General features: G+C 51.3%; 15 protein-coding genes and 4 tRNA genes. 18 read left to right on the top strand and 1 reads right to left on the bottom strand.

Annotation, left to right across the window (positions count from 1 at the left end; all coding sequences use genetic code 11):
* The first annotated feature begins 32 nt into the window (after window positions 1-32).
* The 17 genes from sucC (at window position 33) to CG67_RS10695 (ending at window position 12,598) form a co-directional block, all read left to right on the top strand.
* The gene (gene sucC, locus CG67_RS10780; RefSeq protein WP_025902955.1) at window positions 33-1,199 is read left to right on the top strand and encodes an ADP-forming succinate--CoA ligase subunit beta; all 1,167 of its coding nucleotides are present in this window, start codon (window positions 33-35) and stop codon (window positions 1,197-1,199) included.
* Window positions 1,199-2,074 carry a succinate--CoA ligase subunit alpha gene (gene sucD / locus CG67_RS10775; protein WP_025902954.1) on the top strand — a complete coding sequence of 292 codons (876 nt, stop codon included), beginning with the start codon at window positions 1,199-1,201 and terminating at the stop codon, window positions 2,072-2,074. The genes sucC and sucD overlap by 1 nt, the downstream gene beginning before the upstream one ends.
* A gap of 693 nt (window positions 2,075-2,767) precedes the next feature.
* Window positions 2,768-4,336, top strand: a complete 1,569-nt coding sequence (gene cydA, locus CG67_RS10765; protein ID WP_025902952.1) for a cytochrome ubiquinol oxidase subunit I — start codon at window positions 2,768-2,770, stop codon at window positions 4,334-4,336.
* A gap of 14 nt (window positions 4,337-4,350) precedes the next feature.
* Entirely contained in the window at window positions 4,351-5,490 is a 1,140-nt protein-coding gene (gene cydB / locus CG67_RS10760; protein WP_025902951.1) for a cytochrome d ubiquinol oxidase subunit II, read from the top strand.
* Between the two features lie 15 nt (window positions 5,491-5,505).
* A complete protein-coding gene (gene cydX / locus CG67_RS10755) occupies window positions 5,506-5,616 on the top strand; it encodes a cytochrome bd-I oxidase subunit CydX (protein WP_055725593.1) in 111 nt (36 codons plus the stop codon).
* Window positions 5,616-5,918: a cyd operon protein YbgE gene (gene ybgE, locus CG67_RS10750; RefSeq protein WP_025902950.1), complete on the top strand. Its 303-nt coding sequence runs from the start codon at window positions 5,616-5,618 to the stop codon at window positions 5,916-5,918. Before cydX ends, ybgE begins: the two co-directional genes overlap by 1 nt.
* Before the next feature lie 283 nt (window positions 5,919-6,201).
* Window positions 6,202-6,606: a tol-pal system-associated acyl-CoA thioesterase gene (gene ybgC / locus CG67_RS10745; RefSeq protein ID WP_025902949.1), complete on the top strand. Its 405-nt coding sequence runs from the start codon at window positions 6,202-6,204 to the stop codon at window positions 6,604-6,606.
* A complete protein-coding gene (gene tolQ, locus CG67_RS10740) occupies window positions 6,603-7,289 on the top strand; it encodes a Tol-Pal system protein TolQ (protein ID WP_025902948.1) in 687 nt (228 codons plus the stop codon). The genes ybgC and tolQ overlap by 4 nt, the downstream gene beginning before the upstream one ends.
* Before the next feature lie 14 nt (window positions 7,290-7,303).
* The gene (tolR, locus tag CG67_RS10735; protein WP_025902947.1) at window positions 7,304-7,732 is read left to right on the top strand and encodes a colicin uptake protein TolR; all 429 of its coding nucleotides are present in this window, start codon (window positions 7,304-7,306) and stop codon (window positions 7,730-7,732) included.
* Window positions 7,733-7,758: 26 nt separating this feature from the next.
* Complete coding sequence (gene tolA / locus CG67_RS10730) at window positions 7,759-9,201, top strand: cell envelope integrity protein TolA (RefSeq protein ID WP_025902946.1); 1,443 nt, start codon at window positions 7,759-7,761, stop codon at window positions 9,199-9,201.
* A gap of 116 nt (window positions 9,202-9,317) precedes the next feature.
* The gene (gene tolB, locus CG67_RS10725; RefSeq protein ID WP_025902945.1) at window positions 9,318-10,613 is read left to right on the top strand and encodes a Tol-Pal system beta propeller repeat protein TolB; all 1,296 of its coding nucleotides are present in this window, start codon (window positions 9,318-9,320) and stop codon (window positions 10,611-10,613) included.
* Between the two features lie 43 nt (window positions 10,614-10,656).
* A complete protein-coding gene (gene pal / locus CG67_RS10720) occupies window positions 10,657-11,175 on the top strand; it encodes a peptidoglycan-associated lipoprotein Pal (protein WP_025902944.1) in 519 nt (172 codons plus the stop codon).
* A 9-nt stretch (window positions 11,176-11,184) separates the two neighbouring features.
* Window positions 11,185-11,973 carry a cell division protein CpoB gene (gene cpoB, locus CG67_RS10715; RefSeq protein WP_025902943.1) on the top strand — a complete coding sequence of 263 codons (789 nt, stop codon included), beginning with the start codon at window positions 11,185-11,187 and terminating at the stop codon, window positions 11,971-11,973.
* Window positions 11,974-12,136: 163 nt separating this feature from the next.
* Window positions 12,137-12,212 (top strand) — tRNA-Lys (locus CG67_RS10710).
* Between the two features lie 56 nt (window positions 12,213-12,268).
* Window positions 12,269-12,344 (top strand) — tRNA-Lys (locus tag CG67_RS10705).
* A 39-nt stretch (window positions 12,345-12,383) separates the two neighbouring features.
* Window positions 12,384-12,459 (top strand) — tRNA-Lys (locus tag CG67_RS10700).
* 63 nt (window positions 12,460-12,522) lie between these two features.
* Window positions 12,523-12,598: transfer RNA gene (locus tag CG67_RS10695), tRNA-Lys, on the top strand.
* An 86-nt stretch (window positions 12,599-12,684) separates the two neighbouring features.
* Here CG67_RS10695 and CG67_RS10690 read toward each other — a convergent pair.
* Entirely contained in the window at window positions 12,685-14,157 is a 1,473-nt protein-coding gene (locus CG67_RS10690) for an AlkA N-terminal domain-containing protein (protein WP_025902942.1), read from the bottom strand.
* 159 nt (window positions 14,158-14,316) lie between these two features.
* Here CG67_RS10690 and CG67_RS10685 point away from each other — a divergent pair, with 159 nt between their 5' ends.
* Window positions 14,317-14,814 carry a methylated-DNA--[protein]-cysteine S-methyltransferase gene (locus tag CG67_RS10685; RefSeq protein WP_025902941.1) on the top strand — a complete coding sequence of 166 codons (498 nt, stop codon included), beginning with the start codon at window positions 14,317-14,319 and terminating at the stop codon, window positions 14,812-14,814.
* Window positions 14,815-14,886 lie beyond the last annotated feature (72 nt).

Raw genomic sequence — 14,886 nt, 5'->3', positions numbered from 1 at the left:
TATTCTTTTCTGAACTGAATGGATAGCACATCATGAATCTACATGAATATCAGGCTAAACAATTGTTTGCCCGGTACGGCCTGCCTGCACCTGTCGGTTATGCCTGTACCACCCCGCGCGAAGCTGAAGAAGCGGCATCCAAAATCGGAGCGGGCCCCTGGGTAGTGAAATGCCAGGTCCATGCCGGTGGTCGCGGTAAAGCGGGTGGCGTCAAAGTGGTGAAGAGTAAAGAAGAAATCCGTGCCTTTGCCGAAAACTGGTTAGGTAAGTCGCTGGTGACTTATCAGACCGATGAAAACGGACAGCCGGTCAGTCAGATTCTGGTGGAAGCCGCCACAGATATCGCGAACGAACTCTACCTGGGGGCGGTGGTCGATCGCAGCAGTCGCCGCGTTGTATTTATGGCATCCACCGAAGGCGGCGTGGAAATTGAAAAAGTGGCGGAAGAAAGCCCGCATCTTATCCATAAAATGGCGATTGATCCTCTGACCGGTCCTCAGCCGTACCAGGGGCGTGAACTGGCCTTTAAGCTCGGGCTGAAAGGAAAACAGGTCAGTCAGTTTGCCAAAATCTTTATGGGACTGGCCACGCTGTTCCTTGAGCGGGATCTGGCTTTAGTCGAAATTAACCCGTTAGTGATCACCAAAACCGATGATCTGGTCTGTCTGGACGGTAAACTGAGCATCGACAGTAACGCATTGTTCCGTCAGCCGGAATTACGCGAAATGCATGACTCAAGCCAGGAAGATGCCAGGGAAGCCCGCGCGGCGCAGTGGGAACTCAATTATGTTGCTCTGGACGGTAATATTGGCTGTATGGTCAATGGGGCAGGGCTGGCGATGGGGACCATGGATATCGTTAAACACTATGGCGGTCAGCCGGCAAACTTTCTGGACGTTGGCGGCGGTGCGACCAAAGAGCGTGTCACCGAAGCGTTTAAAATCATTCTCTCTGACGATGCCGTAAAAGCGGTATTTGTGAACATTTTCGGGGGCATCGTCCGTTGCGACCTGATCGCTGACGGGATCATCGGGGCGGTGGCTGAAGTGGGTGTCAATGTTCCGGTGGTGGTGCGTCTGGAAGGTAATAACGCAGGATCAGGCGCAAAAAAACTGGCTGAGAGTGGTTTGAATATTATCGCAGCAACCAGTCTGACCGACGCGGCACAACGCGTGGTTGCAGCGGCGGAGGGCAAATAATGTCAATTCTGATCGATAAAAATACCAAAGTCATCTGCCAGGGGTTCACCGGCGGGCAGGGTACCTTTCATTCTGAACAGGCCATTGATTACGGAACACAAATGGTCGGCGGAGTGACGCCAGGTAAGGGCGGAACCACTCATCTCGGATTGCCGGTTTTTAATACCGTGCGTGAAGCCGTAGAGCAAACCGGTGCCACGGCATCAGTGATTTATGTCCCTGCGCCGTTCTGTAAAGACAGTATCCTTGAAGCCATTGATGCCGGTATCAAACTGATTATCACCATTACGGAAGGGATCCCGACGCTGGATATGCTGACCGTAAAGGTGAAGCTGGATGAAGCGGGTGTACGGATGATCGGGCCTAACTGCCCGGGAGTCATCACCCCCGGGGAATGTAAAATCGGCATTATGCCGGGCCACATCCATCAACCAGGCCGTATCGGTATTGTTTCCCGTTCCGGCACGCTGACCTATGAAGCCGTCAAGCAGACCACAGATATCGGTTATGGTCAGTCAACCTGTGTCGGTATTGGCGGCGACCCGATCCCGGGGTCCAGCTTTATCGATATTCTGGGTCTGTTTGAAAAAGATCCGCAGACAGAAGCGATTGTAATGATTGGCGAGATAGGGGGCAGTGCTGAAGAAGAAGCCGCCGCTTTTATCAAAGATCATGTGACCAAACCTGTCGTCAGCTATATTGCCGGTGTCACAGCGCCGAAAGGAAAGCGGATGGGGCATGCGGGGGCGATTATTGCCGGCGGTAAAGGGACTGCAGATGAAAAATTTGCGGCGCTGGAAGCGGCGGGAGTCAGGACTGTGCACAGTCTTGCCGACATCGGTGATGCAGTGAAATCAGTTTTACCTGCACGGTAATCATCGTTGTATTCTGCCAGACAGCCACCGGCCCGCCGGTGGTTTTTTTATGGTGATAAATTAACGATGCAGCCTGCAGTATTCCGGTTAATACTGAATATAAACATACTATTGTTTATTAATTATTTACTGACTGTGAATTTTTTGTTTCCTGCCTGGCGGCGTTATACTAAAATTACGGAAGAACGATAAACATAACTTACCTGTTTCCGGTCATGGCAGACACGCCAGGCCTCTTATCCGCAATGACAGTCTTTGGTGACATAATGACCGTTACGGTCTGACGCATGTTGTCCTGCCTGTTTTGACATATCAAATATCTCCCCGGGAAATAACGATTCAGATCAATAAATGATGATTTATATCTATTTTATCCGCTGGATATAGTTAAGTGTTTTAGATTAAATTGTTCTGTGTCAATTTGGGGTTTTTCCTATTTTTTCTTTTTTTTTACCGGAAGTTGAGCGCTGTCATTTTATTCACAACTCATTAACCATAATGAGATGTGAATAAGTGGTTAGCGTCTGAGAGTTAACGGGGCTGGTAAAATCCTGTTCTGAATAGCGGATCAACTTTTTGCTGAATGAAAGAAAATATAATTCACCGTGACAATTAACGACTTAGTCTCTGAAGTCCTGAAATGATAACAGGGCCCGTGAAGAGAGTTTTTTATTAAAAGAGCAAGGAGTCAGGATGTTTGATATCGTCGAACTGTCTCGTCTACAGTTTGCCTTGACTGCAATGTACCACTTTCTGTTTGTGCCACTGACGCTGGGTATGGCGTTTTTGCTGGCTATTATGGAAACAGTGTATGTATTGTCAGGTAAACAAATCTATAAAGATATGACCAAATTCTGGGGGAAACTCTTCGGAATTAACTTTGCCCTCGGCGTGGCTACCGGTCTGACGATGGAGTTCCAGTTCGGGACTAACTGGTCATACTATTCCCATTATGTCGGAGACATTTTCGGGGCTCCACTGGCTATCGAAGGATTGATGGCATTCTTCCTGGAATCTACCTTTGTCGGTTTATTCTTCTTTGGCTGGGACCGTCTGGGGAAAGTTCAGCACTTGTCGGTGACCTGGCTGGTGGCCCTGGGGTCAAATATGTCGGCCCTATGGATCCTGGTCGCCAATGGCTGGATGCAGAACCCTGTTGCATCTGTCTTTAACTATGAAACCATGCGTATGGAAATGGTCAGCTTCTCTCAGCTGGTCCTGAACCCGGTCGCGCAGGTGAAATTTGTGCATACTGTGGCCGCGGGTTATACCACCGGGGCGATGTTTATTCTGGGGATCAGTGCATTCTATATGCTTAAAGGGCGTGATATGGCTTTTGCCAAACGCTCTTTCACCATTGCAGCAAGCTTTGGGATGGCCGCGGTTCTGTCAGTGATCCTTCTGGGTGATGAGTCCGGTTATGAAATCGGCGATGTACAGAAAACCAAACTGGCAGCCATCGAAGCAGAGTGGGATACCCAGCCTGCCCCGGCAGCATTTACCCTGTTTGGGATCCCGGATCAGAAAGAAGAGACTAACCACTACGCTATCCAAATACCTTATCTGCTCGGATTAATCGCCACCCGTTCAACGGATACCCCGGTGATTGGTCTTAAGGATTTAATGGCGCAGCACGAAGTTCGTATTCGTAACGGTATGAAAGCCTATGCCTTGCTGAATGAACTGCGCAGCGGCAGTAAAGATCCTGCGGTTATCGCAGCCTTTGATCAGTCCAAAAAAGACCTGGGATATGGATTACTGCTGAAACGTTACACACCTAACGTGACAGATGCGACAGAAGCTCAGATTGAAAAAGCGACGCAGGATTCTATTCCGCGTGTGGCTCCGCTCTATTTTGCTTTCCGCATCATGGTGCTGTGTGGCGTACTGTTACTGGCAGTGATTGCGATTTCATTCTTCAGTGTGCTGCGTAACCGGGTCGGGAAAAGCCGCTGGTTGCTGAAAGCTGCACTGTACGGCATCCCGCTCCCGTGGATTGCTGTGGAAGCTGGCTGGTTTGTGGCGGAATACGGGCGTCAGCCTTGGGCCATCGGTGAAGTTTTACCTACCGCTGTGGCTAATTCATCGCTGACAGTCGGGGACCTGCTGTTCTCTATGGGCCTGATTTGCGGTTTGTATACTTTATTCCTGGTGGCTGAAATGTACCTGATGTTTAAGTTTGCTCGCCTGGGGCCAAGCAGTCTGAAAACCGGTCGTTATCATCATGAACAACTGGCCACACCGTCGCAGCTGACACATTAATTCAGGGGGCACATATGTTTGATTATGAAGTTTTGCGCTTTGTCTGGTGGCTGCTTATCGGTGTATTACTGATAGGTTTTGCGGTTACCGACGGGTTTGATATGGGTGTCGGTATGCTGTGTCGTATTATCGGACGCACAGATACCGAACGCCGTATTATGATAAACAGTATTGCACCTCACTGGGACGGAAACCAGGTCTGGCTGATCACGGCGGGTGGGGCACTGTTTGCGGCCTGGCCAACGGTCTATGCCGCCGCATTCTCCGGTTTCTATGTTGCAATGATTCTGGTGCTGGCATCTCTCTACTTCCGCCCGATCGGTTTTGATTATCGCTCGAAACTGGGTGACAGCCGCTGGCGTGGTATGTGGGATTGGGGGATCTTTATCGGGAGCTTCGTTCCGCCATTAGTCATCGGGGTTGCTTTCGGGAACTTACTGCAGGGGGTCCCTTTCCATATGGATGAGTACCTCCGTCTGTTCTATACCGGTAACTTCTTTATGCTGCTGAACCCGTTTGCCTTACTGGCCGGGATTGTCAGCCTGACAATGATCCTCGCCCAGGGGGCAGCCTATTTGCAGATGCGTACGACGGGTGAGCTTCACCTGCGTACCCGCCGGGTGACGCAGATTGCGACACTGGTCATGATGGTCTGCTTTATCCTGGCCGGTATCTGGGTCGCTTACGGTATTGAAGGTTATGTACTGAAAAGCGTGATTGATCATCATGCGGCTTCTGACCCGGTTGGTAAAGACGTGGTACGTGAAACCGGCGCCTGGATGGTGAATTTCAGGAAGTCACCGGTCTTATGGGTGTTCCCTGTACTGGGTGTGGTATTGCCATTACTGACTGCATTATTCTCAGCGAAGAATAAGGGCGCATTGGCATTTATCTGCTCATCACTGACCATTGCCTGCGTTATTATGACGGCAGGTATTGCGATGTTCCCGTTCATTATGCCATCCGTGACTAACCCGGGGATGAGCCTGACGATGTGGGATGCCACCTCCAGCCTGCGTACGCTGACAACGATGACCTTTGCTGCGATCATCTTCGTACCTCTCATTCTGGCATACACTGCATGGTGTTATTACAAAATGTATGGTCGCATCACTAAAGAAGATATCGAACGTAACTCTCATTCATTGTATTAATCAGGAAGGTCGATTATGTGGTATTTTGCCTGGATCCTCGGCACGCTTCTGGCCTGTTCTTTTGGTGTCGTAGCTGCACTGGCATTTGAAAATGCCAACAAAGATAACGAGAGTAATCCGTCCTGATGGCCGGGATTATTCACCGGATCTATCAGCTTACCGATAAGGGCCCCTTGCGGGTCCTTTCGCTGATCCTCGCGTTGCTGGTGGCCGGATGTGTACTTTGGGATCCGACCCGGTTCGCTGTGGTTCCCCGGACATATGCTGTGTGGTGGGGGCTGGCGCTTATCTGGTCAGTGTGTGCCGGAGTCATTCATGGCAGCGGTTTGCGCCTGCAAAAAACGCTCTGGCAGGGAGTTTTTAATCCTCTGCTGGCCTGGATAATTTTGATCCCTGCGCTTGTCTGCTATTTTTGGGCGACTCACTGAGTCAGCTGAAACAGTCATCTTTGATCCGTACACCCGGAACTCCCCTGAAAGTATCGCTTTCAGGGGAGTTTTTTTGTGGTCAGTCGGAATTTTCCCAGCCTGAACACGGCCCTGAGTGCTTTAAAAGGTAAAAAAAGTTAAGTGTTTGTCAGGTTGTTCACTGAAATCGGTGCAGGTTGTGTCAGAAGGCATAATTATTTTCTCCGCTCAGTGTTGTCCCATTCCAAAGGCGATTTCTCTTGCGTATAGTAGGCTGGTTTAAAAATTAATGCCGGGATGCAGAGTGAGTCACTTTCAGTTTCAATGGCCGGTCAGGGTCTACTATGAAGACACCGATGCCGGTGGCGTTGTTTATCACGCCAGCTATATTGCTTTCTATGAGCGGGCACGTACCGAAGCCTTGCGCCAGTGTGGTTTTACGCAGCAGACGCTGTTAGAACAGCAGGTGGGGTTTGTGGTGCGGCGTATGACGGTGGACTATATTGCTGCCGCAAAACTTGATGACTTGCTGCACGTTGAAAGCGAAGTCTGCGAGTTAGGGCGGGTAACGATGACATTCCGTCAACGTATCGTGAATGGTGAAGGCAAAATAATCAATGAAGCTGAAGTGTTGATTGCCTGTATCAACATAAATCGTATGAAGCCCATTGCGCTTCCTAAGTCTATTGTCGCGGAGTTCAAGCAGTGACTGACATGAACATCCTTGATTTGTTCCTGAAGGCAAGCCTTCTGGTCAAATTCATTATGTTGATTTTGATTGTGTTTTCTATTGCCTCCTGGGCCATCATTATTCAACGTACACGCATCCTGAATGCAGCAGGCCGTGAGGCCGAAGCCTTTGAAGATAAATTCTGGTCAGGTGTGGATCTTTCACGTCTTTATCAGGAAAGTCAGGGGCGCCGCGAAGAGCTTAGCGGCTCAGAGCAGATTTTCTATGCGGGCTTTAAAGAATTTGCCAGATTACACCGCGTAAATAACCATGCGCCGGAAGCCGTTGTTGAAGGTGCCAGCCGGGCCATGCGTATTTCGATGAACCGTGAACTGGAAAGTCTGGAAAACCATATCCCTTTCCTGGGGACGGTCGGTTCCATCAGTCCTTATATTGGTCTGTTCGGTACAGTCTGGGGAATTATGCATGCTTTTATCGCCCTGGGTGCCGTAAAGCAGGCAACCCTGCAGATGGTTGCTCCCGGAATAGCAGAGGCATTGATTGCTACCGCTATTGGTCTGTTTGCGGCCATCCCGGCAGTCATGGCATATAACCGCCTGAATCAGCGGGTGAATAAGCTGGAGCAGGGTTACGATAACTTTACCGAAGAGTTTACCGCTATCCTGCATCGCCAGGCATTTACCAGCGATAGTTCTAAGTAAGCAGAGGTTGACTCATGGCCAGAACGCGTGGTCGCGCTCGTCGCGAACTGAAGTCTGAGATAAACATTGTCCCGCTGCTGGATGTACTGCTGGTGCTGTTGCTGATATTTATGGCCACGGCACCGATTATTACCCAGAGTGTCAATGTCGACCTGCCGGATGCAACAGATTCAAAAACAGTGTCAACGGATGATAATCCACCGGTCATTGTTGAGGTCTCCGGCGTGGGGCAATACAGCATTGTTGAAGATCACCAGCGACTGGAGCAATTACCTCCGGAACAGATCATCAGTGAAGCACAACGTCGTCTTCAGGCGAACCCTAAGACGGTGTTTTTAATCGGGGGAGCGAAAGAAGTGCCTTATGATGAAATTATCAAAGCACTGAATTTACTCCATCAGGCGGGTGTTAAGTCAGTTGGCCTGATGACGCAGCCGATTTAAGTCTAATCCGTTTGTGGGAACCGAGAGTGTCGAAGGCAACCGAGCAAAACGATAAATTAAAGCGCGCGATTATAATTTCGGTGATTTTGCATATCCTGTTGATTGCAATACTGATTATAAGCTCGCTGAATGAAAATATCGAAACCAGTGGTGGCGGTGGCGGCAGCGATATTGATGCCGTCATGGTGGACCCGGGGGCAGTAGTTGAACAGTACAACCGCGAGAATGAGCAGCAGAGCGCCAGTCAGCCCTCACAACAGCAACAGCCGAATGCCAAACCTTCACAGGACGACGCGAAAGAAGAACAGCAACAGGATGCTGATGCTGATGCTGATGCGAAAGCCGAACAGGCGAAGGCTGTAGCCGCTGAGGCACAAGCAAAAGCAGCACAGCAGGCAAAAGCCGCAGCCCAAGCCGCACAAGCTAAAGCCGAGGCCGAGGCAAAAGCTCAGGCAGACCAGCAGGCGAAAGCTGCTGCTGCCGAAGCGAAGGCACAGGCCGATCAGCAGGCGAAAGCTGCAGCCGCCGAAGCGAAGGCTCAGGCCGAACAGCAGGCGAAAGCTGCAGCCGCCGAAGCGAAAGCTCAGGCAGATCAGCAGGCGAAAGCAGCTGCTGCCGAAGCGAAAGCTCAGGCAGATCAGCAGGCAAAAGCAGCAGCCAGCGCAAAAGCAGCACAGCAGGCAAAAGCCGAAGCGGCGGCAGAAGCGAAAGCAAAAGCCGAACAGCAGGCGAAAGCCCAGGCGGCGGCAGAAGCGAAAGCAAAAGCCGAACAGCAGGCGAAAGCCCAGGCGGCGGCAGAAGCGAAAGCAAAAGCCGAACAGCAGGCGAAAGCCCAGGCGGCGGCAGAAGCGAAAGCAAAAGCCGAACAGCAGGCGAAAGCTCAGGCGGCGGCAGAAGCGAAAGCAAAAGCCGAACAGCAGGCGAAAGCTCAGGCAGCGGCAGAAGCAAAAGCGAAAGCGGAACAGCAGGCGAAAGCCAAAGCAGCGGCAGAAGCAAAGGCGAAGGCAGAGCAGCAGGCGAAAGCCAAAGCTGATGCGGAAGCTAAAGCTGCCGCCAGGGCAAAAGCGGCTGCTGCAAAAAATACCAGTGAAGTGGATGACTTATTGGGTGGGTTAGCCTCCGGTAAGAATGCACCTAAATCCGGTAAAAACGCAGGGGCATCTGCCGCAGGGCAGGGCAATCAGCATAAATCAGGTGCATCTGGTGCCGCTATACAGAGTTATATTGGTCAGGTACAGGGCGCTATCCAGAGTAAGTTCTACGACTCTGATAACTACGCAGGGAAAACCTGTGATGTAAATATTAAGCTGGCTCCTGACGGATTATTGATCTCAGCAACGGCGGCGGGCGGCGATCCTGCTCTATGCCAGGCCGCGATCACCGCAGCAAAAATGGCGCATATTCCGAAACCACCAAGCCAGGAAGTCTGGCAGGCAGTGAGGGATGCGACACTGGAGTTTAAACCTTAACCGTGTCTCCGGCGTAAGTATCGACTATGCTAGGTAGAGCAACCGATACTTGCGCCAGACAATTACCGGAATTTATACGAATTATCATGGGCGTGAGTTCAGATAAGGGAGAGAAGATGAAGCAGGCATTTCGTATAACGTTAGGTGTATTTTTACTATTATGGGCGGTGGTTTCACAGGCTGAAGTCCGGATTGAAATCACCCAGGGGGTAAATACTGCACGTCCTATCGGTGTCGTACCTTTCCAATGGACAGGTACAGGCCCGGCGCCGGCAGACATTGGTGGGATTATTGCCGCAGATTTACGTAACAGTGGTAAATTTAACCCGTTAGATCGTTCCCGCTTACCGCAGGAACCAACCACAGCTCAACAGGTTCAGCCTGCGGCGTGGTCTGCACTAGGTATTGATGCTGTTGTTGTAGGTCAGATCCAGGCGAATGCCGATGGCAGCTACCAGATCTCTTATCAACTGGTCGATACTGCGGGCTCTCCGGGCACCGTGATGTCGCAGAACAGTTATAAAGTGACTAAGCAGTGGTTACGCTATGCGGCTCACACCGCCAGTGATGAAGTATTCCAGAAGCTGACCGGTATCAAAGGCGCATTCCGTACACGCATCGCTTACGTGGTTGAGACCAACGGCGGACAGTTCCCGTATGAGTTACGCGTCTCCGATTACGATGGTTACAACCAGTTTGTGGTCCATCGTTCACCGGAACCGCTGATGTCACCGGCCTGGTCTGCTGATGGTAACGAACTCGCCTATGTTACCTTTGAAACAGGACGTTCAGCACTGGTCGTACAAAATCTGTCTAACAGCACTATCCGTACTATCGCTGATTTCCCGCGCCACAATGGTGCTCCGGCGTTTTCTCCGGATGGCAAAAAACTGGCATTTGTATTGTCTAAAACCGGCAGTCTGAATTTGTATGTGATGGACCTGGCGTCCGGACAGATCCGTCAGCTGACAAATGCACGTTATAACAGCACCGAGCCGACCTGGTTCCCGGACAGTGAAACACTGGCCTATACGTCGGATCAGGCAGGACGTCCGCAAATTTATAAAATGAATATTAACGGGGGGACTCCGCAACGCATTACCTGGCAGGGTGGTCAGAACCAGGATGCGGATGTTTCTCCGGATGGTAAATTTATGGTGATGGTGAGTACCGCAAGCGGTGCGCAGCATATCACTAAACAGGATCTGGAGACGGGAGCCGTTCAGCAATTAACGGACACGTATCTGGATGAGACGCCAAGTCTTGCACCTAACGGCACAATGGTTATTTATGGCTCCACCGAGGGCTATAACTCCGTATTGCAGTTGGTTTCAACTGACGGGCGTTTCAAAGCGCGTCTTCCGGCGACTGATGGACAGGTATCTTCGCCTGCCTGGTCTCCGTATATGTGATGCATGTGTAAATATGTATGGCAAACAATAATAGGGTGTTGAAATGCAACTGAATAAAATGCTGAAAGGCCTCATGCTGGCCCTGCCTGTACTGGCTGTTGCGGCTTGTAGCTCGCACAAAAATGACAATGACCAGAGTGGCTCAACTACCGGTGCTGATAGCGCTTATGGTAGCGGCCAGAATGGCGGTAATATGTCTTCTGATGAACAAGCGCGTATGCAAATGCAGCAGCTTCAGCAGAACAATATTGTCTACTTTGGTCTGGACAAATATGACATTCAGCCTGAGTACGCTCGTATGCTGGATCAGCACGCGAACTTCCTGCGTAGCAACCCGTCTTACAAAGTCACTATCGAAGGCTTTGCGGACGAACGTGGTACACCGGAATATAACATCGCCCTGGGCGAACGTCGTGCTAATGCTGTTGAAATGTACCTGCAAGGCAAAGGGGTATCTGCTGACCAGATGTCCATCGTGTCTTACGGTAAAGAAAAACCTGCAGTACTGGGCCACGACGAAGCCGCATGGGCTAAAAACCGTCGCGCCGTACTGGTGTACTAAGAGAGTCATATGATTAGTAACTTCAGACGTCATGCACTGAGTCTGTCGTTACTGATTGGTGTAGCGGCCGTTCCGGCCGCTTTTGCACAGGCGTCAATCAGTAGCGTTGGCTCTGGCTCGGTAGAAGACCGGGTCACCACCCTCGAACGTATTTCTAACGCACAGTCTCAACTTATGCAGCAGTTGCAGCAGCAGCTGAATGATACCCAAAGTGATATTGACTCGTTGCGTGGACAGATTCAGGAAAACAGTTATCAGCTCAGCCAGGTGGTTGAACGGCAAAAACAGCTCTATCAGCAGATAGACACGCTGAGCAGCAATAACACGACTCAGACAACTCCCGCGAACACTGACAGTAAGGATGCCACGGCCGCTTCAGGAAGTGCTCCGGCCGCTGCCGCCAGCCCGGCCGCGCAGTCAGGTGATGAGAACTCTGACTACAACGCCGCCATTGATCTTATTCTGAAGCAGAAGAAGTTTGATCAGGCAATCTCTGCTCTGCAGACGTGGGTAAAAAAATATCCGGACTCTACGTATCAGCCGAATGCCAACTATTGGCTGGGACAGTTGTATTACAACAAAGGTCAGCTGGATGATTCTGCCTACTATTTCGCGACCGTGGTAAAAAATTATCCTAAATCGCCTAAAGCCCCGGAAGCCTTATTCAAGGTCGGTGTTGTGATGCAGGATAAAAAAGACACAGCCAAGTCGAAGGCAGTGTTTGAACAGGTAATTAAACTTTACCCCGGTACGGCATCGGCCAGGGATGCTAAAAAACGACTGGAAGCAGGTCAGTAAATAGCAAACTCACCCGGAATCGTGTGATTTATGGACGTAGCGGGTGAAAGCTAAGCAACCAGTCAGTTATTTTTCAAATAAGAGTTGCGCTATCCAGTTAAATCAGTAATATATGCCGCCGTTGCCGGGTGATAAGCGAAATGCATTCGGTGGCGGTAAAAGAGGGTCGTTAGCTCAGTTGGTAGAGCAGTTGACTTTTAATCAATTGGTCGCAGGTTCGAATCCTGCACGACCCACCATCTTTCTGTTGTGAAGGGTGGGGGTGTTAAACTCTTTTATCTGTTTTGTGGCTGACGGGTCGTTAGCTCAGTTGGTAGAGCAGTTGACTTTTAATCAATTGGTCGCAGGTTCGAATCCTGCACGACCCACCATTCACCCGGTGAATGCATCAACACAAAACAACCCGCGAGGGGTCGTTAGCTCAGTTGGTAGAGCAGTTGACTTTTAATCAATTGGTCGCAGGTTCGAATCCTGCACGACCCACCATTCTTTAAGATATGACTTAAAGAACCTCTCGCAAGAACACTCGTAAAGGGAATATCCCGCAAGGGGTCGTTAGCTCAGTTGGTAGAGCAGTTGACTTTTAATCAATTGGTCGCAGGTTCGAATCCTGCACGACCCACCAAATTCAGAAAAAAGCCCCTTCAGGGGGCTTTTTTCGTTTCTGTGACCCGTCCGGCCGGCAGCGACTCTTTTCACCTGTCCCCACGTTTACAGCTTTGCCGCCGGTTTCTTATTTTCCTCCGCCTGCCATAACAGCATGACGGCATAACTCCGCCAGGGACGCCAGATCAGCGAGCGTTGTTCTGCAGCACGGGGCGTCAGTCCGCCGAGGGCTTTACGCAGTGCTATGTCTTCTTTAGGGAAAGCATCCGTCAATGAAAAGGCCCGCATTGCAATATATTGTGCTGTCCAGGGGCCAATGCCGGGTAATTCAGTCAGTCTCTGCGGTCCCCTTTGCTGAGGCTCGTTTTGCAGTTCTCTGAACAGGCCGTGCCGGGTGGCGTCCGCCAGCGCCAGAATCGCATTGATACGGCTCCCCACAATCCCCAGAGAGCCGATATCGTCCGTGGTCGCCCCGATAAAATCCTCCGCTGTCGGCGCAAGGCGGCTCAGCTCAGGGAAGGGGGTGACCACCGGCTGTCCGAACCTGGCCGCCAGCCGTTTACTCAGCGTTGTCGCTGCCGCGACGGTGACTTGCTGCCCGAGGATAGCCCTGACCGCCAGTTCAAAAGGCTCAAAGCAGCCTGGTACCCGCAGGCCGGGGCTTTGCAGCACTAACGGAGCCAGCAGAGGATCCCGGGACAGATGATCGGCTATCTGATCAGGCCTCGCACTCAAATCAAAAAGTTGCCGTAACCGTTGTAACAACACCGGTAACACCGGGGTCAGCGAGTGGCTGAACTCTACCCGCAGACAATGTTGCCGGGGATCATCTCCCACGCGGATCCACCCCCGGCACTGACCAATAGCCAGGGTGCGCAGGTAATATTCACCGTCTATCCACTCAACGTCTTTAATACCGCGCCTGGCGAGAAAACGGAGCAGGGCGTGCCAGGCGAAAGGCGGGCGATAAGATAACCGGACTTTTTCTGTCTGATGCTGCTGTGGATCCGGCAGGGCAGGCAGACTTTTCCTGAAGGCTGACGGGGCCAGATGGTAATGGGTGAGAAACGCGGAATTAAACTGGCGGATACTGCCGAAACCACTGGTAAATGCGATAGACGTCACCGGCAGCCGGGTCTCGGTCAGTAGTTGCCGGGCAAGTTTCAGCCGCCGGCTCTGGCGTAACTCCTGCGGACTGATCCCCAGTTGCTGATGCAGAATACGCCTGAACTGACGTTCACTGAGCGAAAAGCGTCTGGCTATTTCGGGGAGAGAGCTCCCGCTATCCAGCAGACCGGACTCAATAGCGTCGATGAATTGCTGGCACAGAGACGCGGCCTGGTCTATCGGCGCGTGGCCAGGGGCAAGTTCCGGCCGGCATCTCAGGCAGGGCCGGTAGCCGGCTTTTTCGGCCTGTTCCGCATAGCGAAAAAAATGGCAATTTTTACGTAAGGGTTTACGTGCCGGACAAACCGGTCGGCAGTAAATACCGGTCGTACGCACGGCGACATAAAAAAGGCCGTCAAAACGCCTGTCACGGCTGACCATCGCCTGATAAGCACTCTCTTCATCGTTCATTGTTCTCTCCTGTTCAGGCGCTCAGCGTATAAGTATAACGCCCGAATGACTGGCGGTTTCCGGACATGGAAACTAAATAATCTGCTGTCCGAAAACCGCCGGTTCCCCGGCGCGAACGTGGCATAATGGTCCGCATTGTGCAGCGCAGGGAGACGTTATATGTACTATTACAGATTATTGCTGACTCCGGTCGGTGAGCTGACATTGATTGCCGGTGAGCAGGGGCTGGCTGCCGTGGCCTGGGAAAATGAACGACCTTCCCGCATCAGAGCCCATCCTGAATTGCGGGTGACGGATCATCCGGTACTGGAACAGGCGGCATACCAGTTAACAGAATATTTTAACTGTCAGCGACAAACCTTTGATTTACCGCTACAGTTTGAAGGTACCCCTTTCCAGTGTGAGGTATGGCAGGCATTGCGCGAAATTCCTTACGGTGAAACGCGAAGCTATCGTGACATAGCAGAACGTATTCATCGCCCGAAAGCCATGCGGGCGGTCGGTGCAGCCAATGGCAGAAATCCGCTATCGGTGATCGTTCCCTGTCACCGGGTAATTGGTGCCAACGGGAGTCTGACCGGGTTTGCAGGCGGACTGGATGTTAAGCAGCAATTACTCACGCTGGAAGCTAAAGATTTCCGGACGGGTGCCAGCTAATTCAGGGTGATAATGTCTATTGTGGTTTAATGTATAAAACAAAACTGTGTTATCAGTGAGTATTGTGGCATT

The sequence above is a fragment of the Tatumella sp. UCD-D_suzukii genome (genome assembly GCF_000611875.2).
GTDB classification, from domain to species: domain Bacteria; phylum Pseudomonadota; class Gammaproteobacteria; order Enterobacterales; family Enterobacteriaceae; genus Tatumella; species Tatumella ptyseos.
Note: the sequence above shows the minus strand (reverse complement) of the source record. Positions and strands in the feature narration are given on the sequence as shown.

Excerpts from the sequence above, each read along its gene's own strand:
- sucC (WP_025902955.1), top strand. The coding sequence starts at position 33 with ATGAATCTACATGAATATCAGGCTAAACAATTGTTTGCCCGGTACGGC.
- sucD (WP_025902954.1), top strand. The coding sequence starts at position 1,199 with ATGTCAATTCTGATCGATAAAAATACCAAAGTCATCTGCCAGGGGTTC.
- cydA (WP_025902952.1), top strand. The coding sequence starts at position 2,768 with ATGTTTGATATCGTCGAACTGTCTCGTCTACAGTTTGCCTTGACTGCA.
- cydB (WP_025902951.1), top strand. The coding sequence starts at position 4,351 with ATGTTTGATTATGAAGTTTTGCGCTTTGTCTGGTGGCTGCTTATCGGT.
- cydX (WP_055725593.1), top strand. The coding sequence starts at position 5,506 with ATGTGGTATTTTGCCTGGATCCTCGGCACGCTTCTGGCCTGTTCTTTT.
- ybgE (WP_025902950.1), top strand. The coding sequence starts at position 5,616 with ATGGCCGGGATTATTCACCGGATCTATCAGCTTACCGATAAGGGCCCC.
- tolR (WP_025902947.1), top strand. The coding sequence starts at position 7,304 with ATGGCCAGAACGCGTGGTCGCGCTCGTCGCGAACTGAAGTCTGAGATA.
- tolB (WP_025902945.1), top strand. The coding sequence starts at position 9,318 with ATGAAGCAGGCATTTCGTATAACGTTAGGTGTATTTTTACTATTATGG.
- pal (WP_025902944.1), top strand. The coding sequence starts at position 10,657 with ATGCAACTGAATAAAATGCTGAAAGGCCTCATGCTGGCCCTGCCTGTA.
- cpoB (WP_025902943.1), top strand. The coding sequence starts at position 11,185 with ATGATTAGTAACTTCAGACGTCATGCACTGAGTCTGTCGTTACTGATT.
- CG67_RS10690 (WP_025902942.1), bottom strand. The coding sequence starts at position 14,157 with ATGAACGATGAAGAGAGTGCTTATCAGGCGATGGTCAGCCGTGACAGG.
- CG67_RS10685 (WP_025902941.1), top strand. The coding sequence starts at position 14,317 with ATGTACTATTACAGATTATTGCTGACTCCGGTCGGTGAGCTGACATTG.